At 62.3% G+C, this 21,385-nt stretch carries 22 protein-coding genes and 1 pseudogene; 20 read left to right on the top strand and 3 right to left on the bottom strand.

The window, feature by feature from the left end; genetic code table 11:
- Window positions 1–5: 5 nt before the first annotated feature.
- The 15 genes from CSQ95_RS09110 (at window position 6) to CSQ95_RS09040 (ending at window position 14,782) form a co-directional block, all read left to right on the top strand.
- A complete protein-coding gene (locus CSQ95_RS09110; RefSeq protein ID WP_099409260.1) occupies window positions 6–608 on the top strand; it encodes a methyltransferase in 603 nt (200 codons plus the stop codon).
- A gap of 80 nt (window positions 609–688) precedes the next feature.
- Window positions 689–997, top strand: a complete 309-nt coding sequence (locus CSQ95_RS09105; RefSeq protein WP_099409259.1) for an FmdB family zinc ribbon protein — start codon at window positions 689–691, stop codon at window positions 995–997.
- A gap of 40 nt (window positions 998–1,037) precedes the next feature.
- Window positions 1,038–1,679 carry a DUF502 domain-containing protein gene (locus tag CSQ95_RS09100; RefSeq protein ID WP_070292364.1) on the top strand — a complete coding sequence of 214 codons (642 nt, stop codon included), beginning with the start codon at window positions 1,038–1,040 and terminating at the stop codon, window positions 1,677–1,679.
- Between the two features lie 69 nt (window positions 1,680–1,748).
- Complete coding sequence (gene aspS, locus CSQ95_RS09095; protein ID WP_070221635.1) at window positions 1,749–3,545, top strand: aspartate--tRNA ligase; 1,797 nt, start codon at window positions 1,749–1,751, stop codon at window positions 3,543–3,545.
- 84 nt (window positions 3,546–3,629) lie between these two features.
- The gene (nudB, locus tag CSQ95_RS09090) at window positions 3,630–4,094 is read left to right on the top strand and encodes a dihydroneopterin triphosphate diphosphatase (RefSeq protein ID WP_099409258.1); all 465 of its coding nucleotides are present in this window, start codon (window positions 3,630–3,632) and stop codon (window positions 4,092–4,094) included.
- Window positions 4,095–4,113: 19 nt separating this feature from the next.
- Window positions 4,114–4,407, top strand: coding sequence for a hypothetical protein (locus CSQ95_RS09085; RefSeq protein WP_099409257.1), 294 nt, complete (start codon window positions 4,114–4,116; stop codon window positions 4,405–4,407).
- Between the two features lie 97 nt (window positions 4,408–4,504).
- Window positions 4,505–5,326 carry an endonuclease/exonuclease/phosphatase family protein gene (locus CSQ95_RS09080; RefSeq protein ID WP_070221632.1) on the top strand — a complete coding sequence of 274 codons (822 nt, stop codon included), beginning with the start codon at window positions 4,505–4,507 and terminating at the stop codon, window positions 5,324–5,326.
- A 9-nt stretch (window positions 5,327–5,335) separates the two neighbouring features.
- Complete coding sequence (gene clsB / locus CSQ95_RS09075; RefSeq protein WP_070221631.1) at window positions 5,336–6,499, top strand: cardiolipin synthase ClsB; 1,164 nt, start codon at window positions 5,336–5,338, stop codon at window positions 6,497–6,499.
- Window positions 6,496–6,885 carry an RNA-binding S4 domain-containing protein gene (locus tag CSQ95_RS09070; RefSeq protein WP_070221630.1) on the top strand — a complete coding sequence of 130 codons (390 nt, stop codon included), beginning with the start codon at window positions 6,496–6,498 and terminating at the stop codon, window positions 6,883–6,885. The genes clsB and CSQ95_RS09070 overlap by 4 nt, the downstream gene beginning before the upstream one ends.
- Before the next feature lie 256 nt (window positions 6,886–7,141).
- Complete coding sequence (locus CSQ95_RS09065; protein WP_070292367.1) at window positions 7,142–7,744, top strand: TetR/AcrR family transcriptional regulator; 603 nt, start codon at window positions 7,142–7,144, stop codon at window positions 7,742–7,744.
- Window positions 7,745–7,821: 77 nt separating this feature from the next.
- Window positions 7,822–9,612 (top strand): acyl-CoA dehydrogenase C-terminal domain-containing protein, encoded by a 1,791-nt coding sequence (locus CSQ95_RS09060; protein WP_099409256.1) that lies wholly within the window; start codon window positions 7,822–7,824, stop codon window positions 9,610–9,612.
- A gap of 14 nt (window positions 9,613–9,626) precedes the next feature.
- Window positions 9,627–12,026, top strand: a complete 2,400-nt coding sequence (locus CSQ95_RS09055; RefSeq protein ID WP_099409255.1) for a 3-hydroxyacyl-CoA dehydrogenase/enoyl-CoA hydratase family protein — start codon at window positions 9,627–9,629, stop codon at window positions 12,024–12,026.
- Window positions 12,027–12,037: 11 nt separating this feature from the next.
- Window positions 12,038–12,535 carry a PaaI family thioesterase gene (locus CSQ95_RS09050; protein WP_226936302.1) on the top strand — a complete coding sequence of 166 codons (498 nt, stop codon included), beginning with the start codon at window positions 12,038–12,040 and terminating at the stop codon, window positions 12,533–12,535.
- Window positions 12,536–12,603: 68 nt separating this feature from the next.
- Window positions 12,604–13,800 carry an acetyl-CoA C-acyltransferase gene (locus tag CSQ95_RS09045; protein WP_099409254.1) on the top strand — a complete coding sequence of 399 codons (1,197 nt, stop codon included), beginning with the start codon at window positions 12,604–12,606 and terminating at the stop codon, window positions 13,798–13,800.
- A 202-nt stretch (window positions 13,801–14,002) separates the two neighbouring features.
- On the top strand, window positions 14,003–14,782 hold the full coding sequence (locus tag CSQ95_RS09040; RefSeq protein ID WP_070221627.1) for an enoyl-CoA hydratase: 780 nt from the start codon (window positions 14,003–14,005) through the stop codon (window positions 14,780–14,782).
- Between the two features lie 243 nt (window positions 14,783–15,025).
- Here the strand turns inward: CSQ95_RS09040 and CSQ95_RS09035 are convergent, their stop codons facing one another.
- A complete protein-coding gene (locus CSQ95_RS09035; protein ID WP_143449928.1) occupies window positions 15,026–15,373 on the bottom strand; it encodes a hypothetical protein in 348 nt (115 codons plus the stop codon).
- Between the two features lie 377 nt (window positions 15,374–15,750).
- Between CSQ95_RS09035 and CSQ95_RS30345 the strand changes: the two genes are divergently transcribed.
- The 3 genes and pseudogenes from CSQ95_RS30345 to CSQ95_RS09015 all read left to right on the top strand — a co-directional run bounded on the left by CSQ95_RS30345 (window position 15,751) and on the right by CSQ95_RS09015 (window position 18,168).
- On the top strand, window positions 15,751–16,917 hold the full coding sequence (locus tag CSQ95_RS30345) for a hypothetical protein (RefSeq protein WP_099409251.1): 1,167 nt from the start codon (window positions 15,751–15,753) through the stop codon (window positions 16,915–16,917).
- Window positions 16,905–17,468: pseudogene (locus tag CSQ95_RS09020) on the top strand (iron-containing alcohol dehydrogenase); the annotation flags it as partial. The gene CSQ95_RS30345 and the pseudogene CSQ95_RS09020, both read left to right, overlap by 13 nt.
- A 22-nt stretch (window positions 17,469–17,490) precedes the next feature.
- On the top strand, window positions 17,491–18,168 hold the full coding sequence (locus CSQ95_RS09015) for a type 1 glutamine amidotransferase domain-containing protein (protein ID WP_099409250.1): 678 nt from the start codon (window positions 17,491–17,493) through the stop codon (window positions 18,166–18,168).
- A gap of 30 nt (window positions 18,169–18,198) precedes the next feature.
- Here CSQ95_RS09015 and CSQ95_RS30015 read toward each other — a convergent pair whose 3' ends face one another.
- Complete coding sequence (locus tag CSQ95_RS30015) at window positions 18,199–18,795, bottom strand: TetR/AcrR family transcriptional regulator (protein ID WP_180279003.1); 597 nt, start codon at window positions 18,793–18,795, stop codon at window positions 18,199–18,201.
- 41 nt (window positions 18,796–18,836) lie between these two features.
- Between CSQ95_RS30015 and CSQ95_RS09005 the strand changes: the two genes are divergently transcribed.
- Entirely contained in the window at window positions 18,837–19,364 is a 528-nt protein-coding gene (locus CSQ95_RS09005) for a dihydrofolate reductase family protein (protein ID WP_099409248.1), read from the top strand.
- On the opposite strand, the gene CSQ95_RS09000 is transcribed toward CSQ95_RS09005, so the two are convergent.
- Window positions 19,361–20,164 carry a metallophosphoesterase family protein gene (locus tag CSQ95_RS09000; RefSeq protein ID WP_099409247.1) on the bottom strand — a complete coding sequence of 268 codons (804 nt, stop codon included), beginning with the start codon at window positions 20,162–20,164 and terminating at the stop codon, window positions 19,361–19,363. The genes CSQ95_RS09005 and CSQ95_RS09000 overlap by 4 nt on opposite strands.
- A gap of 137 nt (window positions 20,165–20,301) precedes the next feature.
- On the opposite strand from CSQ95_RS09000, the gene bla reads away from it, so the two are divergent.
- Window positions 20,302–21,246, top strand: a complete 945-nt coding sequence (gene bla / locus CSQ95_RS08995; protein ID WP_099409246.1) for a subclass B3 metallo-beta-lactamase — start codon at window positions 20,302–20,304, stop codon at window positions 21,244–21,246.
- Window positions 21,247–21,385: the final 139 nt, after the last annotated feature.

Below are 21,385 nucleotides of genomic sequence, written 5' to 3'. Positions count from 1 at the left end.
AAGTGATGGCTGACTTCCACAACCGCGACCCGCTGTCTCCCGCCTTCTGGGACGAGCGTTTCGAGAAGCAATTCACGCCCTGGGACCAGGGCGGCGTGCCGTCCCGCCTGCGCGGCTTCGTGACCGGCAGTCCGGCGCCGCTGCGCTGCCTGATTCCCGGCTGCGGCTCCGCATATGAACTGGTCTTCATGCTCGATCAGGGCTGGGATGCCACGGCCATCGACTTTTCGCCGGCTGCCGTGGCCGCCGCGCGTGCCCAGCTGGGCGAGCGGGCAGGGCAGGTGGTGGAAGCGGATTTCTTTGCCTGGCAGCCCGAGGCACCGCTGGACCTGATCTATGAACGGGCGTTTTTGTGCGCCATGCCGCGCGCCATGTGGCCGCAAGTGGCGGCCCGCTGGGCGCAGCTGCTGGCGCCGGGCGCCATGCTGGCCGGTTACTTTTTCTTTGACGACAATGCCAAGGGGCCGCCGTTCGGCATTTCGAGGGAGAAACTGCAGGAATTGCTGGCGCCGCATTTCGACTGCCTGGCCGATGAAGCCGTCGACGATTCCATTGCCGTCTTCGCCGGCAAGGAGCGCTGGATGAGCTGGCGCCGCCGGGCGGACTGAAGCGGGCGGGGCATTTTCCGCTGGCGACAAAGGAAAAGCTTTATAATTCAGGGTTTTTGAAGTTTTTTCTCGGAGTAGAGATGCCGATTTACGCTTACCGTTGTGACGAGTGTGGTTTTGCCAAGGATGTCTTGCAAAAGATCTCCGATCCAGTACTGACGGTGTGCCTGTCGTGCGGCAAGCCCAGTTTCAAGAAACAATTGACGGCCGCCGGTTTCCAATTGAAGGGCACTGGCTGGTACGCGACCGATTTCCGCGGCGGCACGGCGCCCACCACGGCCATTCCGACGGGCCCGGCCGATAACGCCAAGCCTGCCCCGGCCGCCGAGAGCGCGCCTGCTGCTGCACCTGCGCCTGCCCCGGTTGCCACTGCGCCGAAAGCGGACTGAAAAGCGCGCCGCGCCGATACGATCCATTACCGAGAAACTGATGCGTAAATACTTTATTACCGGATTGCTGATTTTGGTGCCCCTGGCCATTACCGCCTGGGTGCTGAATCTGGTCATCAGCACGATGGACCAGTCGCTGTTGCTGGTGCCCGGCAGTACGCAGCCCAGCGTCTGGTTCGGCCACAAGATTCCCGCGCTGAGCACCATTCCCGGCCTGGGCACGGTATTGACGGTGCTGATTGTGTTCTTCACGGGCTTGCTGACGAATAACCTGGTCGGCAATTACGTGGTGAAACTGTGGGAAAAATTGCTGCAACGCATACCCATCGTCAATTCCCTGTATTCGAGCGTCAAGCAAGTGTCCGATACCCTGTTTTCCCCGTCGGGCAATGCCTTCCGTAAGGCCGTGCTGGTGCCGTATCCGCACCAGAACTCCTGGACCATCGCTTTCCTGACCGGTGTGCCGGGCGGCGATGCGGCGAACCACCTGGTGGGCGACTATGTCAGCGTGTACGTGCCGACGACGCCGAACCCGACGTCAGGCTTTTTCCTGATGATGAAGCGCAGCGATGTCGTCGAACTCGACATGAGCGTCGATGCGGCGCTCAAATATATCGTCTCGATGGGCGTGGTGGCGCCTGCGGAAGTTGTTGCTGTACCGGCCCCGGCAGCCAAAGAATAAAGGCAGGCGTCCCATGCGGGACGTGGCCGGATTGAACACTCACTAACCTGAACTGAGAATTTTATGTCTATGCGTACTGAATACTGCGGCCTCGTTACCGAAGCCATGCTGGGACAAACCGTCAGCCTGTGCGGCTGGGTACATCGCCGCCGCGACCACGGCAGCCTGATTTTCATCGATTTGCGCGACCGCGAAGGCCTGGTGCAAATCGTTTGCAACCCGGAACAAGCGGAGATGTTCAAGGTCGCCGAAGCCGTGCGCAACGAATTCTGCCTGCGCGTGACGGGCGTCGTGACCAACCGTATCGAAGGCACGATCAACAACAACCTGAAGTCGGGCAAGATCGAAGTGGTCTGCTCGGAGCTGGAAGTGCTGAACCCTTCCGTGCCCGTGCCGTTCCAGCTTGATGACGACAACCTGTCGGAAACGACGCGCCTGACGCACCGCGTGCTGGACCTGCGCCGCCCGCAAATGCAAAACAACCTGCGCCTGCGCTACAAGGTGACGATGGAAGTGCGCAAGTACCTCGACGCGCTGGGCTTCATCGACATCGAAACGCCGATGCTGACCAAGTCCACGCCAGAAGGCGCGCGCGACTACCTGGTGCCGTCGCGCGTGAACGCCGGCAGCTTCTTCGCCTTGCCGCAATCGCCACAGTTGTTCAAGCAACTGTTGATGGTCGCCAACTTCGACCGTTACTATCAGATCACCAAATGCTTCCGCGACGAAGACTTGCGCGCCGACCGCCAGCCTGAATTCACGCAGATCGATTGCGAAACCTCGTTCCTGACGGAACAGGAAATCCGCGACCTGTTCGAAGACATGATCCGCGTCGTCTTCAAGAACACCCTGAACATCGACCTGCCGAACCCGTTCCCGGTGATGGATTTCGCCGAAGCGATGGGCCTGTACGGTTCCGACAAGCCGGACATGCGCGTCAAGCTGGCCTTCACGGACTTGACCGAAGTCATGAAGTCGGTCGAATTCAAGGTCTTCAACGGCGCCGCCAACATGAAAGGCGGCCGCGTGGTGGCCCTGCGCGTACCGCAAGGCGGCAGCATGCCCCGTTCGGAAATCGATGCCTACACGCAATTTGTTGCCATCTACGGCGCCAAGGGCCTCGCTTACATCAAGGTCAACGAGAAAGCCAAGGGTCCTGAAGGCTTGCAGTCGCCGATCGTCAAGTTCCTGCCTGCCGACGTGCTGGCCACGATCCTCGAGCAGACGGGCGCGCAAGACGGCGACCTGATCTTCTTCGGCGCCGACAAGGCCAAGGTCGTCAACGACGCCATCGGCGCGCTGCGCGTGAAAATCGGTCACAGCGAGTTCGGCAAGAAAGCCGGCCTGTTCGAAGACGTATGGAAGCCATTGTGGGTGGTCGACTTCCCGATGTTCGAGCATGACGAAGAAGCGGACCGCTGGACGGCGACCCACCATCCATTCACGGCGCCAAAAGACGGCCATGAAGACATGCTGGAAAGCGATCCGGGCGCCTGCATCGCCAAGGCTTACGACATGGTCTTGAACGGCTGGGAGCTGGGCGGCGGTTCGATCCGTATCCACCGCGAAGAAGTGCAGTCGAAAGTGTTCCGCGCACTGAAGATCGATGCGGAAGAAGCGCAGCTGAAGTTCGGCTTCCTGCTCGACGCCCTGCAATACGGCGCGCCACCACATGGCGGCCTGGCATTCGGCCTGGACCGTATCGTGACCATGATGACGGGTTCCGAATCGATCCGCGACGTGATCGCCTTCCCGAAAACCCAGCGCGCGCAAGACTTGCTGACCCATGCGCCGTCGGAAGTGGACGAGAAGCAATTGCGTGAACTGCACATCCGTTTGCGCAGCGCCGAGCCAAAAGTAGTGTAATGAAGCATGCGGCTGCCCCGGCGGCCGCTGTTTGATCCACTATGCAAAAAAAGGCGCTGTCGTGGCGCCTTTTTCATTGTTGATATGACTCATAAAATTCCTGTTTCCGTGCTGGTCGTCATTCATACGGCTGACCTTGAGGTCTTGCTGATCGAACGCGCGGGCCAGCCCGGCTTCTGGCAATCGGTGACGGGTTCCGTCGATGCCGTCGACGAACCGCTGCTGCAGACGGCCGCGCGCGAACTGTGCGAGGAGACCGGCATCGTTGCCGATGGATGCGATATCGTGCTGCGCGACTGGAACTTGTCGAATGTGTACGAGATCTATCCGATCTGGCGCCACCGCTATGCGCCCGGCGTGACGCGCAACACGGAACACGTGTTCAGCGTGCAAGTGCCGCGCGACATCGCCATCACCCTGAGCCCCCGCGAACACCTGCAATACGCGTGGCTGCCTTATCTGGCGGCGGCCGACCGCTGTTTCTCGTCGTCCAACGCGGAAGCGATTCTGCAATTGCCGGCCATGACGGGCCTGGCGCGCCATCGTTGATCTCATTCGAAAGCCTTGCATGTTGAACTGGTTTAATCTCTCCTTGCAACAAAAACTGGCCGGCACATTCTGCCTGGCGCTGTGCCTGGTCGTGATTGTGGCGGCCAGCCTGTACACGCCGCCCGAACGCACGCCGCCCGTCGGCTTGCCGCTGATGGTGGTGGGACTGCTGTTGCATCCCGGTATGTTTAGCAAGGGCAAGCGTACGGTGGCCTGGCGCGGCGCACCGTTGCTGGTCAAGGTGGTGTGGTCCGCCGGCATCGCGGCGGCCGGCGTCAGTGTCGCCAGCGGCCTGGCGCGCATGTTTGCCTGAGCCTGGCGAGGCCGAAGGCGAGCCAATCGAGGAATTAGGTGCGCACGCGCACCTACGCAGGCGCCGCGCGGGGCTCGTCTGGGAGTAGAATCAATGCATGAAAATCCGCGTAGCAACTTATAATATCCACAAGGGCGTCTCTTCCGTGCGGGGCTTGCCCAGAGTCCACGCATTGAAGCAGGCGATCGCCCTGTTCCATGCCGATGTCGTCTTCCTGCAAGAGGTGCAAGGCAAGCACGACCGCAATGCGGCCCGCTTTGGCGCCGAGAAAAATGGCCACAAGCATTGGCCGGAAGCATCGCAGCATGAATTCTTTGCCGGCGCCGAGCACCATTCCGCCTACGGCATGAATGCCGTGTACGACCATGGCCACCATGGCAACGCCTTGCTCAGCAAATTCCCCATCGCCTCGCAAACCAACCACGACGTCTCCGACCATGCCTACGAGCAGCGCGGCATCCTGCATTGCGTGCTCAAGACGCCGCAGGCCGATGTGCACTGCTACGTGGTCCACCTGGGCCTGTTTGAGTCGGGGCGGGGACGGCAGACGCAGGCACTGATCGACGCCGTGATGGAATCGGCGCCGAACGGCGAACCCGTCATCATCGCCGGCGATTTCAACGACTGGCGCAACACGCTCAGCGATAAGCTGCGCAATGCGCTGGGCGTGGTGGAAGTGTTCGACCAGCGCGCATCGAACTCGGCCCTGGGGGACCTTGTGCGCACCCTGGCGCGGCGCCAGACGAAAACACCCGTCCCCGTGCCGGCGCGCACCTTTCCCGCCGCCTTGCCGTGGTTCCGCCTGGACCGCATCTATGTGCGCGGCTTCCACGTGGAAGGTGCACAAGTGATGCATGGCACCTTGTGGGCAAAATTGTCGGACCACGCGCCGATAGTTGCCGCTTTGAAACTCGCGTAGACTGCCGGCATGCGCACAGTCAATTTCATCGCCCACAACGACATCAAGCTGCTGTATTGCGGCACCGATTATTTTCCCGCGCTCATAGCGGCCATCGACGGCGCACGCTCGGAAGTCTATTTCGAAACCTATATCTTTGCCGATGACGCCACGGGCACTCTGGTGCTCGACGCCCTGAAACGGGCGGCCGCGCGCGGCGTGCTGGTGTGCATGATCACGGACTGGTTCGGCACGGGCAACCGCCGCGTCAAAGCCATGCATGCGCAGCTGGAAGCGGCCGGCGTGCACCACCGCATCTTCAATCCCTGGTTCCGGCGCGGCATCACGCGCACGCACCGCAAGATTTGCGTCGCCGATGGCGAGATCGCCCTGGTGGGCGGCATCAATATCAACGACGACATGTTTTGCGACTACGATCACAGCATCAGCCTGGAAGCGCCGCGCTGGGATTTCGCCGTGCAGGTGAAGGGTCCGCTGGTGGACGCCATCCATGAAGAGGTGCAGGCGCAGTGGGCGCGCCTGGGCAAGATGAACCTGGTGCGGCGTATCAAGCTGTACCGCAAGATGCGCGTCGTCAGCAAGGAGCTGGCGAAAAACCCCGTGGTGGCCGGTTTTGTCGTGCGCGACAACCTGCGCAACCGCCGCACCATCCAGCGCGCCTACCTGCAGGCGCTGGGCCAGGCGAGGAAAAGCGTGATGCTGGCCAACCCGTATTTCGCGCCCGGTCACAAGCTGCGCCACGCCCTGGCCCAAGCGGCCCAGCGGGGCGTCGACGTGGTACTGCTGATCGGCGTGGGCGAATTCCGCATGCAAGATGCCGTGGCGCACTCGTTTTACCCGAAACTGCTGGCTGCCGGCGTGAAGATTGTCGAATACCGCAAGACGCAGCTGCACGCCAAGGTGGCCGTCGTCGACGACGACTGGGCGACGGTGGGTTCGAGCAATATTGACGCGCTGAGCCTGTTTTTGAATCAGGAAGCGAACGTGGTGATCAAGGACGTGGCCTTCGCGCAAAGCCTGCGCCAGCACATCGAGCAAGGCGTGGCCGACGGCATCGTGATTCACCAGGATGATTTCAAGCACATCGGTCGTTTCCGGCGCATCGGTTACGAAGCCGCTTTCCTCGTGTACCGGCTGGTGATGCGCATTTTTTCAGTAGGCAAGTACGCATGAACGAGATGACAACGGTCAGGCTGGACAAATGGCTGTGGGCGGCGCGCTTCTTCAAGACGCGCTCGCTGGCCAGCGAAGCCGTCGACACGGGCAAGGTCAAAGTGGGCGGCGAGCGCGTCAAACCGGCGCGCAGCCTGCGCGTGGGCGACGAGCTGGCCATCGACAATGGCGCGGAGACGTGGGAAGTGACCGTGCTGGGCCTGTCCGACAAGCGCGGCGCGGCACCCGTGGCGCGCCTGCTGTATGAAGAAACGCCGGCCAGCATCGCCCGCCGCGAGCAGCTGGCCGAGGAGCGCAAGCTGTTCCGCGAGCCGGGCACCACCATCAAGGGGCGGCCGACCAAGCGCGACCGCCGCCAATTGAGCAAGGCTGGCGGCCTCGACTGAGGCGCGCTTGTTACTGCAAGGCAATGGCGCACGGCGCTTTTGCCGCCTGAAACCGATACAAACACGCAGTCAGAAAATGCTGCGCTGCACCAATAGAACACCGGCTCTAAAGTTCCCGTTTGACTTTTACGTGGTAGTGGATAATAGTACGAGCGTTCGGATTTTTTCGAGGCGTGCTTTTTTTACCCTCGCTTCAGTCCGCCAAATCGGCAACATCACTTTTAGAACGGACATCTTGAATACTTCAGTCAAATTCATGCGCAAGGGCGAGCTGACCCGTGCAGCCATCCTCGACGTGGCGCTGGACCTGTCCAGCCGCGACGGCCTGGAAGGCCTGACGATTGGGCTGCTTGCGGACAAAATGAACATGAGCAAGTCGGGCGTGTTTGCCCACTTCGGCTCGCGCGAGGACTTGCAGATGGAAGTGCTGAAGCTTTATCACTATCGTTTCGAGCAAGAAGTCTTTTTCCCCAGCATGAAAGAACCACGCGGCATCCAGCGCCTGCAATCGATGTTTGCGCGCTGGGTCAAGCGGGTCAGCGTGGAAATCGCTTCCGGCTGCATCTATATCAGCGGTGCCGTCGAGTATGACGACCGTCCCGGTCCCATCCGCGAGGCCCTGGTGGCCATGGTGCGGGCCTGGCAGGGCGCGCTGCTGCGCTGTGTCGAGCAATCGATCGCCACAGGCGACCTGAAAGCGGACACGGACGCCCAGCAGCTGGTGTACGAGATGTATGGCCTGATCCTGGCCCTGCATCACGACGCGCGCTTCCTGCGCGTGCCGGGCAGCATCGAACGGGCGCAAGCGGGCTTTATCCGCCTGCTGGCGTCGTACCAGAATTGCGCCACAAGTAAATAAGCCGTCAGGCAGTATCCGCAACAACGCACACGCACTACAAGTACAACACTTTAGCTAATCGCCTTCAGGAGAAAATTATGGGTCAATACGTCGCGCCAATCCGGGATATGCAATTCGTTCTGCATGAGTTCCTGCAAGTGGAAGAAGAACTGAAGCAAATGCCGTCGTACGCCGACGTCGACGCCGATATCATCAACCAGGTACTGGAAGAGGGCGGCAAGTTCACTTCTGAAGTGTTGTTCCCGCTGAATCACTCCGGCGACCGCGAAGGCTGCCACCACGATCCCGTCACGAAAAGCGTGACCACGCCTAAAGGTTTCAAAGAAGCGTATAAACAGTACGTCGAAGGCGGCTGGGCGGCATTGGCTTGCGATCCGCAATACGGCGGCCAGGGCTTGCCTGTCGTGCTGAACAATTCGTTCTATGAAATGCTGAACTCGTCGAACCAGGCCTGGTCCATGTACCCGGGCTTGTCGCACGGCGCCTACGAGTGCCTGAAGGAACACGGCACCGACCACCAGAAGGAAGTGTATCTGCCGAAACTGGTGTCGGGCGAATGGACGGGCACCATGTGCCTGACCGAACCGCACTGCGGCACCGACCTGGGCCTGCTGCGCTCGAAAGCGCTGCCTGAGGCGGACGGTTCCTGGACCATCACCGGCAACAAGATCTTCATCTCGGCCGGCGAGCACGACATGGCGGAAAACATCCTGCACCTGGTGCTGGCCCGCGTGCCGGACGCGCCGGAAGGCTCGAAAGGCATCTCGCTGTTCCTGGTGCCGAAATTCCTGCCGAACGCGGACGGCACGGTCGGCGAGCGCAACCCGATCACCTGCGGCGCCATCGAAGAAAAAATGGGCATCCACGGCAATTCGACCTGCCAGATGAACCTGGACGGCGCAAAAGGCTGGATCATCGGCCAGCCGAACAAGGGCCTCAACGCCATGTTCGTCTTCATGAACGCGGCCCGCCTGGGCGTGGGCATGCAGTCGCTGGGCCTGACGGAAATCGCCTACCAGAACGCGCTGATCTACGCCAAGGACCGCACGCAAATGCGTTCGCTGTCCGGCATCAAGAACCCGGAACTGCCGGCGGACCGCATCATCGTGCACCCTGACGTGCGCCGCATGCTGTTGACGGGCAAAGCCTACGCCGAAGGTGCGCGCGCTTTCACCTCGTACGTGGCGCTGCAGATCGACCGCGAACTGCACCACCCGGACGCCGACGTGCGCAAGGAAGCGGCCGACGAAGTGGCGCTGCTGACGCCCGTCATCAAGGCTTTCATCACCGATAACGCCTGGATCGCCACTTCGGACGCGATGCAAGTGTTCGGCGGCCATGGCTACATCTCGGAATGGGGCATGGAGCAGTACGTGCGTGACGCGCGCATCAACATGATCTACGAAGGCACGAACACGATCCAGTCGCTGGATCTGCTGGGCCGCAAGATCCTGGGCGACAACGGCGCCAAGCTGCGCAAGTTCGGCGAAAAGATCAAGGCCTTTGTCGAAGACAATGGCACCGATGAAGCGATGAGCGAATTCGTCACCCCGTTGGGCGATTTGGGCGACAAAGTCACCAAGCTGACCATGGAAATCGGCATGAAAGCCTTCCAGAATCCTGACGAAGTGGGCGCGGCATGCGTGCCTTACCTGCGTGTCGTCGGCCACATGATCTACAGCTATTTGTTCGCGCAGATGGCCAAGATCGCCCTCGAAAAAGAGTCCAGCGGCGACAAGTTCTATACCGCCAAACTGGCTACCGCACGTTTCTACTTCGCCCGCTTGCAGCCTGAAACGGCAACCCTGATCCGTCAGGCGCGTTCCGGTTCGGCCAACCTGATGGCACTCGACGCAGACCTGTTCTAAGACTTGAGGAAAATATGACCAATTTCATCGTTAAAAAAGTAGCCGTCCTCGGCGCCGGCGTGATGGGCGCGCAGATCGCCGCCCATTGCATCAACGCGAAAGTGCCGGTCGTGCTGTTCGATCTGCCAGCGAAGGAAGGCCCGAAGAATGGCATCGTGCTGCGCGCCATCGAGAACCTGAAAAAACTGTCGCCTGCGCCGCTGGGCAGCAAGGATGACGCCGCGCTGATCCAGGTAGCCAACTACGAAGACAACCTGGACCTGCTGGCCGGTTGCGACCTGATCATCGAAGCCATCGCCGAGCGCATGGACTGGAAACACGATCTGTACCAGAAGGTGGCCCCGCACATCGGCCCGAACGCGATCTTCGCCTCGAACACCTCGGGCCTGTCGATCACCAAGCTGGCCGAAGGCTTCGACGCCGACCTGAAATCGCGCTACTGCGGCGTGCACTTCTTCAACCCGCCGCGCTATATGCACCTGGTCGAGATCATCCCGACCGCGTTCACCAAGCCTGAAATCGCCGACCAGCTGGAAGGCTTCCTGACCACCACCCTGGGCAAGGGCGTGGTCCGCGCCAAGGATACGCCGAACTTCATCGCCAACCGCGTGGGCGTGTTCGGCATCCTGGCCATCGTGCATGAAGCGGAAAAATTCGGCCTGTCCGTGGACGTCGTCGATGACCTGACCGGCTCCAAGCTGGGCCGCGCCAAGTCGGGCACCTTCCGCACGGCGGACGTGGTCGGCCTGGACACCATGGGCCATGTGATCAAGACCATGCAGGACTACCTGCCGAACGATCCGTTCGCCGCGGTCTACAAGACGCCGGCCGTGCTGGCGCAACTGGTGGAAAAGGGCGCGCTGGGCCAGAAGAGCGGCGCGGGCTTCTACAAGAAGGTTGGCAAGGAAATCCAACGCCTCGATTTCGCCACCGGTGAATACGTGGCCGGCGGCGCCAAGGCGGCCGACATCATCGCTCGCATCCTGAAGGAAAAGGATCCGGTCAAGAAGATGAAGGCGCTGCGCGAATCGACGAATCCGCAAGGCCAGTTCCTGTGGGCGATCTTCCGCGACGCCTTCCACTACATCGCCATCCATCTGGACACCGTGGCCGACAACGCGCGCGACATCGACTTCGCCATGCGCTGGGGCTTCGGCTGGAACGTGGGCCCGTTTGAAACGTGGCAGGCATCGAACTGGCTGCAAGTGGCCAACTGGGTCAAGGAAGACATCGACGCCGGCCACGCGCTGTGCAACGCGCCGTTGCCTGCCTGGGTATTCGAAGGCCCGGTCGCTGAAAAAGGCGGCGTGCACACGCCGGAAGGTTCGTATTCCGCCGTGTCGAACAGCTTCGTGCCACGCTCTAACCTGTCCGTCTACGACCGCCAGCAGTTCCGCGCGCCCGTGCTGGGCAGCGGCGCCATCGACGGCAAGACCGCCGGCACCACCGTCTTTGAAGACGAATCCGTACGCGTCTGGCATACGGGCGACGACGTCCTGATCATCTCGTTCAAGACCAAGATGCACGTGATCGGCGAAGGCGTCATCAATGGCCTGAAACTGGCCCTGGCCGAAGCGGAAAAGAACTTCAAGGGCCTAGTGATCTGGCACGCGGACGCAGCCGAAGGCGGCGCCTTCTCGGCCGGCGCCGACCTGCAATCGGCCCTGCCGGCCTTCATGCAAGGCGGCGTGAAAGCCGTCGATCCGATCATCGCCGAACTGCAGAACACCTTCATGTCGCTGAAATACGCGAACGTGCCGGTGATCGCCGCGGTCGCCGGCCTGGCACTGGGCGGCGGTTGCGAGCTGGCGCTGCACGCATCGAAGCGCGTGGCCTCGATCGAGTCGTATATCGGCCTGGTGGAAGTGGGCGTAGGCCTGATTCCTGCCGGCGGCGGCTTGAAGGAAGCGGCGCAGCGCGCCTACAAGGAAGCCAAGGGCAACGACATCCTGCAATTCCTGAAAACGGGCTTCACCAATGCGGCCACCGCCAACGTGTCGAAATCGGCGCTGGAAGCGAAGAAGATGGGCTACCTGAAGGAAGACGACGTGATCGTGTTCAACGCCTACGAGCTGCTGCACGTGGCCAAGGTCGAAGCGCGCGCCATGTTCGACGCGGGCTTCCGTCCGCAACTGCCGTCGCTGATCCAGGTCACGGGCCGCTACGGCTGGGGCACCATCAAGGCGCAGCTGGTCAACATGCGCGACGGCGGCTTCATTTCGGCGCACGATTTCAAGCTGGGCGAGATGATCGCCGAGATCGTATCTGGCGGCGACGTGGACCAGGGCAGTTTCGTCAGCGAACAGTGGCTGCTGGATATGGAACGCAAGGCATTCCTGGAGCTGTTGAACCATCCGAAAACCCAGGAACGGATCATGGGCATGATGCAGACCGGTAAGCCGGTACGCAACTAAGCACAACGTCGATGACGATCCTGTCCCTTGTATTTAAAGTACTGCTGCGCGTGAGGCCAAGCATGGTGTATGACCGTATCAAACAACAGATGATGGACACCTTGCCCTTCGTGCGGCTGCTGGGGATCAGCATCGACGAGATCGGCGCCGGCACCTCGAAGGTGTCGCTGCCGGACGATCCCAAACTGCATAATCACCTGGGCACGCAGCATGCGGGCGCCTTGTTTACCCTGGCCGAAACGGCTTCCGGCGCGGCCATGGCTGGCGGCTTCGCCGAGCTGATACTGGGCTTGCGCCCGGTGGCCAAGGAGTCGCGCATCGCCTACCAGAAGGTGGCCCGGGGCGCGACGCGCGCCGAAGGCCGCGTGCCGGGCGACCTGGCTGCCTTGAAGGCGCAGCTGGCGCAGGACGGCAAGGTGGCGTTTCCCGTGGCAGTCGATATTTTCGACTGTGAGGGCACGCTGGCGGCACAGGTGACGGTGGACTGGTATTTGTCGCAGAAGCGCTAAGCGGCAACCTGACTACCCCGGACATTCGACAGAACACGAACCTCGTTCAACATCTTTGAAAGAACAAAATGAGCAAACAACTTCAAGACGCCTACATCGTCTCTGCAACCCGCACCCCGATCGGCAAGGCGCCGCGCGGCATGTTCAGAAACACCCGCCCGGACGACCTGCTGGTGCGCGTGCTGCAATCGGCCCTGGCACAGGCGCCTGGCCTCGACCCGGCATTGATCACCGACGCGATCATCGGCTGCTCGTTCCCGGAAGCGGAGCAGGGCTTCAATATCGCCCGTAACTCGGTGCTGCTGGCCGGCTTGCCGAAAACCGTGGGTGGCGTCACCGTCAACCGTTATTGTGCCTCGGGCATCACGGCCATTGCCATGGCGGCCGACCGCATCCGCGTGGGCGAAGCCGACGTCATGATTGCCGGCGGCATCGAATCGATGTCGATGGTGCCGATGATGGGCCACCACCCATCGATGAACCTGGACATGTTCAGTGATGAAAACATCGGCATGGCCTACGGCATGGGCCTGACGGCCGAGAAAGTGGCGCAGCAATGGAAAGTGTCGCGCGAACAGCAGGACGCGTTCTCCGTCGAATCGCACCGCCGCGCCATCGCCGCGCAGCAAGCCGGCTTCTTCAAGGCGGAAACGACACCCGTGGAAATCATCACGCGCACGCCGAACCTGGCTACCGGCCAGGTGGACGTATCGCGCCGCACCGTCGACACTGACGAAGGCGCACGCGCCGATTCGTCGATGGAGTCGCTGGCAAAACTGAAACCAGTGTTCGCCGCCAAGGGCACCGTCACGGCCGCCAACAGCTCGCAGATGTCCGACGGCGCCGGCGCGCTGCTGATCGTCAGCGAAAAAATCCTGCGCGAGCATAACCTGACCCCGCTGGCAAAATTCTCCTCGTTCGCCGTGCGCGGCGTGCCGCCGGAAATCATGGGCATCGGTCCGAAATTTGCCATTCCTGCAGCGTGCGCCGCCGCCGGTATCACGCAAGACCAGCTGGACTGGATCGAGCTGAACGAAGCGTTTGCCGCACAGGCATTGGCTGTCATCGGCGACCTGGGCCTGGACCCGGCAAAGGTCAACCCGATGGGTGGCGCGATCGCCCTGGGCCACCCGCTGGGCGCCACCGGTGCCATCCGCGCCGCGACCGTGATCCACGCGCTGCAGCGCACCAAGCAGAAGTACGGCATGGTCACCATGTGCGTGGGCGCCGGCATGGGCGCAGCAGGCATCTTCGAACGCGTCTGATGACACTTGGCATAAGCTACTGCGCGTTGCGATTCGCGGCCTGCGATGCTCACTGTGCCTTCGCACAGTTGCGCGTCTCGGCCACAACTCGCTGCCGCTCGCTACGCTTCTGCCAGGCGTCGTGACGTCAGTGGTCAGCTAAGATTAGTCAAAACTTGGGCGCTGGGGATACCTCGGCGCCCTTTATCTTTTGGGAGACGACATGGATATTTTGTGCAGCAAGAGCGAGGGCATTCTGACCCTGGAATTCAACCGCCTGGAACGCAAGAATGCGATCACGGGCGCCATGTACCAGACGCTGGCCGACGCGCTGGTGGCGGCAGAGACGGACGATGCAGTACGCGCCATCTTGATCTGCGGCAAGCGCGAGATTTTCACGGCCGGCAACGACCTTGATGATTTCATGAAGACGGCGCGCCCGAAGGATGGTTCGCTCGACCATGACCGTCCCGTGTTCCAGTTCATGCGCGCCCTGTACGGCAGCAGCAAGCCCGTGGTGGCGGCCGTTTCCGGCCCGGCCATCGGCATCGGCACCACCTTGCTGATGCACTGCGATCTCGTCTACGCGGCAGACAACGCCAGCTTCTCGATGCCGTTCACGCAGCTGGGCCTGTGCCCGGAATTCGGCTCCAGCCTGCTGCTCACCCAATTGGCCGGCTACCCGCGCGCGGCGGAAAAGCTGATGCTGGGCGAGTCCTTCCCCGCCAGCGAAGCGCTGGAAATGGGCCTCGTGTCGAAAGTCGTGCCCCTGTACGACTTGATGACCTTCGCGCAAGGCCAGGCCGCCAAGCTGGTGGCATTGCCGGCGGCCTCGATCCGCGCCACCAAGCGCCTGATGAAGCAAAGCCGCATGGAACCGATGAAGGCGGCCATCGCCGAGGAAAACAAGTTGTTCAGCGCCATGCTGGGCGGCGCCGAAGCGAAGGAAGCGTTTACGGCCTTCTTTGAAAAGAGGAAGCCGGATTTCAAGAAGTTCGCATAAGCTGACTGCCGGGGGCAGACCTCCACCGTTGACTGTCACAGCAGTCGGGATTTTTCTCGCACAAGTTGAAAAGAAGTTCCTTTTACGGGACCTCTTTTCTCATTCATTCAAAAATACGGTGCAAAGAGGATCCTCGCAACTAAGCATGCCTGGCGGCGACGCCAGGCGAGCAATATTCTGGAAAACAGAAATGAGAATGCGGAAGGATTGTCAGCAATCAGAAAATTGAACGTAGATGCATTTTCATGTATCGCGCATGATGAGTCCGGATCTTGATGCCGCAAGCCCTTTCCAATCGACCACCTCAAAGGCAGCGTCCCCGAAACGTACTTGTCCGCGTCGGCGTTCAACGAGATCCAACTCGATCGCCAATTGGCGCAATGCAGGGGAGAGCTGGCGCAGTGCCCGGAACAAGTGCGTGTTGATGTGCTGGGTGTCGATGCCGAGCATCTCCCCGAGCGACACCACATCGCGCCAGCCAGCCTCCGAGGGGATCACGTTTTGACACTCGTCCCCCCGCCGCTCCCGGGCAAGCATCAGCAGCGTTTGATGATGAGCGCGTTCTCCCAAGTCGACGGCCGAACCTTCCACTCTGAGTTCGAGCCGTACGTGTTCCTCGTCCTGGCTTACCAGAAAGCGAAACGTCGGACGCCTCTGGCTAGGCTTTGAACCAACGATCACGGTGAAGCTCAGTGCCGCCGACTACAGCCGGCTGAAGAGCTCGTGGCAGACCCAGGCGAGCGTCTCCGTCGGGGTCGGTCCGTTCAGCTTCAGCGGCTCCGGCGGGGCAGATTCATCGAAGGACAAGATCCATTACGACGACGCGACGTCATCGCTGAAGATCGGACCGATTAAGTCGACAATGCCCGTGCTTCTCGGAGTAGTCAGTAGCAAGGTCTAAGGTAGTCAGCCCCCACAGGCCCGCGCGAGCGGGCCCTTCCGTAGCATTCCGGTTGGAGAGATCAATCATGACAACACCTGAAGGCGGACTCGACGTGGCATGGTCGGAGTGGTCCCGGGCTCTCGTGAGCACGCTGTTTCCCGGCGGGCTGGGACCCGGCCAGCACTTCGCGTTCGGTCAGACGACGCTGATGGCGGATTTCGCGAACGCCGACCCGCAAGTCGCCAATGCCGAGATCTTCCGCATCGGCGATACGGTACCAGCTGCGGCGCCCAACTTCGTGCCCCAAGCGAGCCTGAGCGACGCCTATGGGTTCTTTCTGCAGCGCATAGAATCGCCGGCGCTGGCGATGGCACAGGCCAACATGGCCGCCGCAAATAGCGCGGCGCAAACCGGCTTCAACATGCCCGCGAAAGTGGGCACGCAATCGCCGGCTGGCTACCTGCCGCCGGGGCAGGGTGGGACGGCACAGGCATTGCAGTCCATGTTTTTACCGGCCTACGAACTCGACACCGGGTTTCGTACGCGATACCAGGAGTGGCAGAGTTTGAGCGCCAGGGGCCAGACCCGAGCCGGCGGCGTGATTAGCTTCAGTTCGCGCATCGGCGATCCGTCTGGATCGTCTCCATCGATGCACGCGTTGATGCCGCCGTCAGTCAGTACCTTGGCCGCGCAGCTATCGCCGGACCCGGCTGTGGCACCCCAGGTGCCAACACCACCCGCCTTTTTCAGGGTTGTCGTGGCCGCCCCCGCTCCCTTGCAGTCCGCGTTCGCAGTCGACACGGCACAGCCTCCCGCCTCACCGCCGAGCTCAGCGCAAGCGGCCGTCGAACACTACCGGCCCGTGGCGCTGGCTGCCAATGGAGGCGCAAGCAATTTTTCGCTGGAGGTCTCGTTCACGGGGCTCGGCACCTTCATGATCGGGCCCGCCCGATGGTTCAGCGACACCGCGGTGCGGCTGTTCGCCGACCAGCTTTCACCAACGGACAAGGCTTTATTCTTTGCAGCAGGCGGCGTTCTCGCGCGCCGCATCTATCAGGTCGTCATCGCCTTCGAACCCACCGTCATTCTGCGTTTCGACGACCGCGAGGTCTTCAAGAACGCGAAGACGCTCCTGTCCGACCCGCAGGGCGACTCTGTCAGTATCGGCCCCCTCAACTTCGACTCGAAGCTGGTCGCTTCGACGAGCAGCAAGGGGGGCGTCTATAGCGATGATGTCCAGACCATTATCTGACCTATCCGGTGCAGGCGAAGGTGCAGGACCGCTTTGCCGAAGGCTTGCTGCAGACCCTGGTCGAGATCGCACCGCAGGCGGTCGCCTCGCCCGACGATTACGCTACGCGCGCCAACCTGATGTGGACGGCCACCCTGGCCCTGAATGGCCTGATCGGCGCCGGCGTGCCGCAGGACTGGGCCACGCACATGATCGGCCACGAACTGACGGCCCTGTACGACATCGACCATGCGCGCACCCTGGCCCTGGTGCTGCCCGCACTGCTGGACGTGCAGCGCGAGCAGAAACGCGGCAAATTGCTGCAATATGGCGAACGTGTCTGGAACATCACGCAGGGCAGCGACGACGAGCGCATCGCCGCCGCCATCGCCCGCACCCGCGCCTTCTTTGAAGGGCTGGGCATCCCGACCCGTTTGTCGGCCTATCAGCTGGGCCAGGAAGCGGTGGAAGCAGTTTTGACGCAACTGGAAGCACATGGCATGACCTCTCTTGGCGAACACCGCGATATCGACCTCGCGCGCAGCCGCCGTATCCTCGAAGCAGCACTGTAACCCTGACATAAAAGGAAACAACATGAACATCCTGATGGTACTGACCTCGCACGATCAACTGGGCGACACGGGCAAGAGAACCGGCTTTTGGCTGGAAGAATTCGCCGCGCCCTACTATGTCTTGCAGGAAGCGGGCGCGCAGCTGACGGTGGTTTCGCCCAACGGCGGCCAGCCGCCGCTGGACCCGAAAAGCGACGAGTCCGATTCGCAAACGGACGCCACGCGCCGCTTCAAGCAGGACGCCGCTGCGCAAGCCGTGCTGGCCAACACGGGCAAGCTGGCCGACGTGAAGGCGGCCGACTTTGACGCCGTGTTCTACCCGGGCGGCCACGGTCCGCTGTGGGACCTGGCTGAAGACCCGCACTCGATCGCGCTGATCGAGCAGATGATCGCCGCCGGCAAGCCCGTCGCCGCCGTCTGTCACGCGCCTGGCGTGCTGCGCCACGTGAAGGCGGCCGACGGCTCGCCGCTGGTGCGCGGCAAGCAGGTGACGGGCTTTACGAATACCGAGGAAGACGCCGTCGGCTTGACGGCCATCGTGCCTTTCCTCGTCGAGGACATGCTCAAGCAAAACGGCGGCATTTACTCGAAGCTGGGCGACTGGCAGCCGTACGCCGTCACCGATGGCTTGCTGGTCACGGGCCAGAACCCGGCCTCGTCGGAAGTGGCCGCCCAGGCGCTGCTCAAGCTGCTGGCTTGATGCCCCGCTAGTATGGCCGGCCGCCGGGCGTCATCCACCGGTGCGTCCGGCGGCCATGCCCGCCAGGATCAGGCCGACGGACGCATGCCAGGCCGTCTCGCTGGCGGGCCTGCCCGCCAGTGCATAGCCATGCAGGAAATCGATGAGCGCATCGCGCCCGCGCAGCCGGGTTTTTTTATCCAGATCGAGGGCCTCCACGGCCAGCTCGAACAGCGTCGTAAAGCGCTCGGCCACATCGGCTTGCGTCACGAGTCCGCGTGCCATCAGGCGCACGAAATACGGTGTGGCGCTGACCAGTTCCAGGTACAGCGCGCACAGCGCGAGCAGACGGCGCTGCGGCCCCTGGCGTTGCGTAAACGGCGGCTGGCGCGGATCGAGCGCGGCAAAACGCTGCGCCATCAGGGCCAGCAATAATTCCTCTTTTCCCGCGTAATAGTGATACAGGGCCATGGCGTCGACGCCCAGCCGCTGCGCCAGCGCGCGCATGGAAAACGCTTCGCCTTGCTCTTCCAGCAGGGCCAAGGCCGCTTGCAGGATGGCGGCGCTGTCCAGCGCGGGTGCGGCGCGGCGCGGACGTCCGGCGCGGCGCACGGGAGATTCCAGGTCTTGAAGTTTTTGGGTTTTCATGGGCATAATTCTACACTGTAGAATTAACTAAAGGAACATCCATGAAAAAGCCTGTTGTCAGCGTATTTCTCGGCATCAGCATCGACGGCTGCATCGCCGGAGAAAACGGCGACCTGTCCTGGCTGGCCGAGCTGGCGCCCGACTCGCCCGACGCCACCGGCTACACGGCCTTGATGGAGCAGGTCGATACCTTGCTGATCGGCCGCACCACGTATGACGCCGTGCTGGGATTCGAGCCGTGGCCGTATGCGGGCAAGCGCGTGGTGGTATTGAGCCACCGCGACTTCGCGCCGCGCCATGGCGAGCAGCGCCGCGAAGGCGCCGTGCGTGAAGTACTGGAGGGGCTGGCCGAAGACGGCTGCCGCCACGTGTATCTCGACGGCGGCGCCATCATCCGCGCGGGCTTGCGCGAGGGCGTCGTCGACAGCCTGACCTTGTCCGTGCTGCCCGTGGTGCTGGGCAAGGGCGTGCGCCTGTTCGAGGACGGCTTGCCGCGCAGCGACTGGCGCCTGGACGGCACGCGCCAGCTGCCCAGCGGCGTGGTGCAGCTGCGCTATCTGAAAAATTAAACCGTGCCGGCGAGATCGACGATAAAGCCGGAATCGTAGCGATCGTTTTCAGGCGCGCCGTCCGGACGCTTGTAGCCGCAGGGGTTGCAGACGACGCGGCACTCCTGGACGCGGTAGTCGAGCGAGGCGTGCATGTGGCCATGCACCCACAGGTCGGCCTGGGCTACCAGCTCGTCCAGCTGCGAGGCGAAGGCGGGCGAACCCAGGTTCGTCGCGTATTGCTCTTCCACCGACAGCATCGACGGCGCCATGTGCGTGATGACGACCGTCTTGCCCTCGAACGGTTGCGCCAGCTGCCGTTCCAGCCACGAGCGGTGCTGCGCGTGCAGCTGCGCCGTGTCGCTGGCGCACAGGAGACGCGGTACATCGCCGCCCGTGCTGATGCGCTTGTAGTCGGGCATGTAGCTTTGCGCCGCGCTCAAGGCTTCGTCCCGGCGCTCGGCGCCGAACAGCAGAAAATCCGTCCACAGCGTGACGCCGAGGAAGCGCACGCCATCTAGCGTCACGGCGTCGCCGTCGAGCAGGCGGATGTTGGCGCCCTGCGCATTGGCGCTGGCGCAGGCGTCGCGCACGGCGTCCTGCATGCGTTCGAGCTGGTGGCCATACCCCTCGTGATTGCCATGCACGTACAGCACGGGCAGGGCGCCGAAGGTGCGCGCGGCCCAGGCGATGGCGTTGCTGCCCGTGTCGATGTCCCCGGCCAGGATCACCACGTCGGGGCGGCTGGCGGCAAGGTCGATGGCGGGCGTGTCTTCACCCCAGACTTCCAGATGCAGGTCGGACAGAATCAGCAAACGCATGGCAATAGGGCGGCAAGGCGCACGAAGTGTATGGACCTCTATCGTAGCGCAAGTCCGGATGATGGCTTGCTTGACCGCGCGAGGGTAGCGACGTTACTCTTTGGCATCGATTACCGCACACTCATTACTGGAGCCGCATGCCGCCTTTCTTCCTTCCCAAGTCCCTGCTCAGCATCGCGCTGGCCGCCCTGGCGCTGCCGCTGACGGCGCATGCCGCCACGCCCGCCGTCGATCCCTTGACGCAGCCGATCGCCTCGCCGTATGCGGAGCAGTGGAACCGCCCGCAGCAGCCGGCGCGCATCCACGGCGACACGTATTACGTGGGCGTGGGCGGCTTGAGCGTGGTGCTGATCGATACGCGCGAAGGCTTGATCCTGATCGACGGCGCGCTGCCGCAATCGGTGGCCGCCATCAAGGAACATATCCTCGAGCTGGGCTTTCGCCTGGAAGACATCAAGTTCATCCTGAATACGGAAGCGCATTTCGACCATTCGGGCGGCGTTGCCGCCCTGGCCCGCGACAGCGGCGCGCAGGTGGTCGCCAGCCCGTCAGGTGCGCAGGCGCTGCGCGCGGGCTCGGTGCTCGCCATGGACCCGCAGGCGGGCGAAATCGACCCCATGCCGGCCGTGGAAAACGTGCGCGAAATCGCCGATGGCGAAACCCTGCAACTGGGCGAGGTGACCATCACGGCGCGCTACACGCCTGGCCATACGCCGGGCAGCACCAGCTGGACCTGGGTCTCGTGCGAGGATGCCGAGCGTCAGGAATGTCTGAACGTGGTGTTCGGCGCCAGCCTCACGCCGGTGGCGGCCGACGATTTTCACTACCTGGGCGATGACCGCCATGGGGATCTGACGCCGGCCTTCCGCCGCGTCATGCAGGACTTTGCCAAACTGCCGTGCGACATTTTGATCTCGGCCCACCCGGACCACTCCGGCGGCGACCTGAAACTGACGCATTTGCTCGAAGGCGTCACGCCGAATCCTTTCATCGATGCGCAGGCGTGCCGCAATTACGCGGCCAAAAATGAAGTCAAGCTCGATGCCCGCATCGCGAAGGAAAAAGCGTCTGCGACAAAATAACAACGTTGGCGTCTTCGCCATGAAAAGCGGTTGACGCACTGCAGCATAAGGTGCAGAATCATCGTCCGCAGTTCAGCGCAGTTCAGATTAACCAGACAAAGGAAAGGAAACCCATGTTCGAGCAGGCTGGCAGCAAGTT

The organism is Janthinobacterium sp. BJB304 (assembly GCF_002735765.1).
GTDB lineage: Bacteria > Pseudomonadota > Gammaproteobacteria > Burkholderiales > Burkholderiaceae_D > Janthinobacterium.
The sequence above is the reverse complement of the archived record's forward strand: the minus strand, read 5'-3'. Positions and strand labels throughout refer to the sequence as shown.

Excerpts from the sequence above, each read along its gene's own strand:
- CSQ95_RS09110 (WP_099409260.1), top strand. The coding sequence starts at position 6 with ATGGCTGACTTCCACAACCGCGACCCGCTGTCTCCCGCCTTCTGGGAC.
- CSQ95_RS09105 (WP_099409259.1), top strand. The coding sequence starts at position 689 with ATGCCGATTTACGCTTACCGTTGTGACGAGTGTGGTTTTGCCAAGGAT.
- CSQ95_RS09100 (WP_070292364.1), top strand. The coding sequence starts at position 1,038 with ATGCGTAAATACTTTATTACCGGATTGCTGATTTTGGTGCCCCTGGCC.
- aspS (WP_070221635.1), top strand. The coding sequence starts at position 1,749 with ATGCGTACTGAATACTGCGGCCTCGTTACCGAAGCCATGCTGGGACAA.
- nudB (WP_099409258.1), top strand. The coding sequence starts at position 3,630 with ATGACTCATAAAATTCCTGTTTCCGTGCTGGTCGTCATTCATACGGCT.
- CSQ95_RS09085 (WP_099409257.1), top strand. The coding sequence starts at position 4,114 with ATGTTGAACTGGTTTAATCTCTCCTTGCAACAAAAACTGGCCGGCACA.
- CSQ95_RS09080 (WP_070221632.1), top strand. The coding sequence starts at position 4,505 with ATGAAAATCCGCGTAGCAACTTATAATATCCACAAGGGCGTCTCTTCC.
- clsB (WP_070221631.1), top strand. The coding sequence starts at position 5,336 with ATGCGCACAGTCAATTTCATCGCCCACAACGACATCAAGCTGCTGTAT.
- CSQ95_RS09070 (WP_070221630.1), top strand. The coding sequence starts at position 6,496 with ATGAACGAGATGACAACGGTCAGGCTGGACAAATGGCTGTGGGCGGCG.
- CSQ95_RS09065 (WP_070292367.1), top strand. The coding sequence starts at position 7,142 with ATGCGCAAGGGCGAGCTGACCCGTGCAGCCATCCTCGACGTGGCGCTG.
- CSQ95_RS09060 (WP_099409256.1), top strand. The coding sequence starts at position 7,822 with ATGGGTCAATACGTCGCGCCAATCCGGGATATGCAATTCGTTCTGCAT.
- CSQ95_RS09055 (WP_099409255.1), top strand. The coding sequence starts at position 9,627 with ATGACCAATTTCATCGTTAAAAAAGTAGCCGTCCTCGGCGCCGGCGTG.
- CSQ95_RS09050 (WP_226936302.1), top strand. The coding sequence starts at position 12,038 with ATGACGATCCTGTCCCTTGTATTTAAAGTACTGCTGCGCGTGAGGCCA.
- CSQ95_RS09045 (WP_099409254.1), top strand. The coding sequence starts at position 12,604 with ATGAGCAAACAACTTCAAGACGCCTACATCGTCTCTGCAACCCGCACC.
- CSQ95_RS09040 (WP_070221627.1), top strand. The coding sequence starts at position 14,003 with ATGGATATTTTGTGCAGCAAGAGCGAGGGCATTCTGACCCTGGAATTC.
- CSQ95_RS30345 (WP_099409251.1), top strand. The coding sequence starts at position 15,751 with ATGACAACACCTGAAGGCGGACTCGACGTGGCATGGTCGGAGTGGTCC.
- CSQ95_RS09015 (WP_099409250.1), top strand. The coding sequence starts at position 17,491 with ATGAACATCCTGATGGTACTGACCTCGCACGATCAACTGGGCGACACG.
- CSQ95_RS30015 (WP_180279003.1), bottom strand. The coding sequence starts at position 18,795 with ATGAAAACCCAAAAACTTCAAGACCTGGAATCTCCCGTGCGCCGCGCC.
- CSQ95_RS09005 (WP_099409248.1), top strand. The coding sequence starts at position 18,837 with ATGAAAAAGCCTGTTGTCAGCGTATTTCTCGGCATCAGCATCGACGGC.
- CSQ95_RS09000 (WP_099409247.1), bottom strand. The coding sequence starts at position 20,164 with ATGCGTTTGCTGATTCTGTCCGACCTGCATCTGGAAGTCTGGGGTGAA.
- bla (WP_099409246.1), top strand. The coding sequence starts at position 20,302 with ATGCCGCCTTTCTTCCTTCCCAAGTCCCTGCTCAGCATCGCGCTGGCC.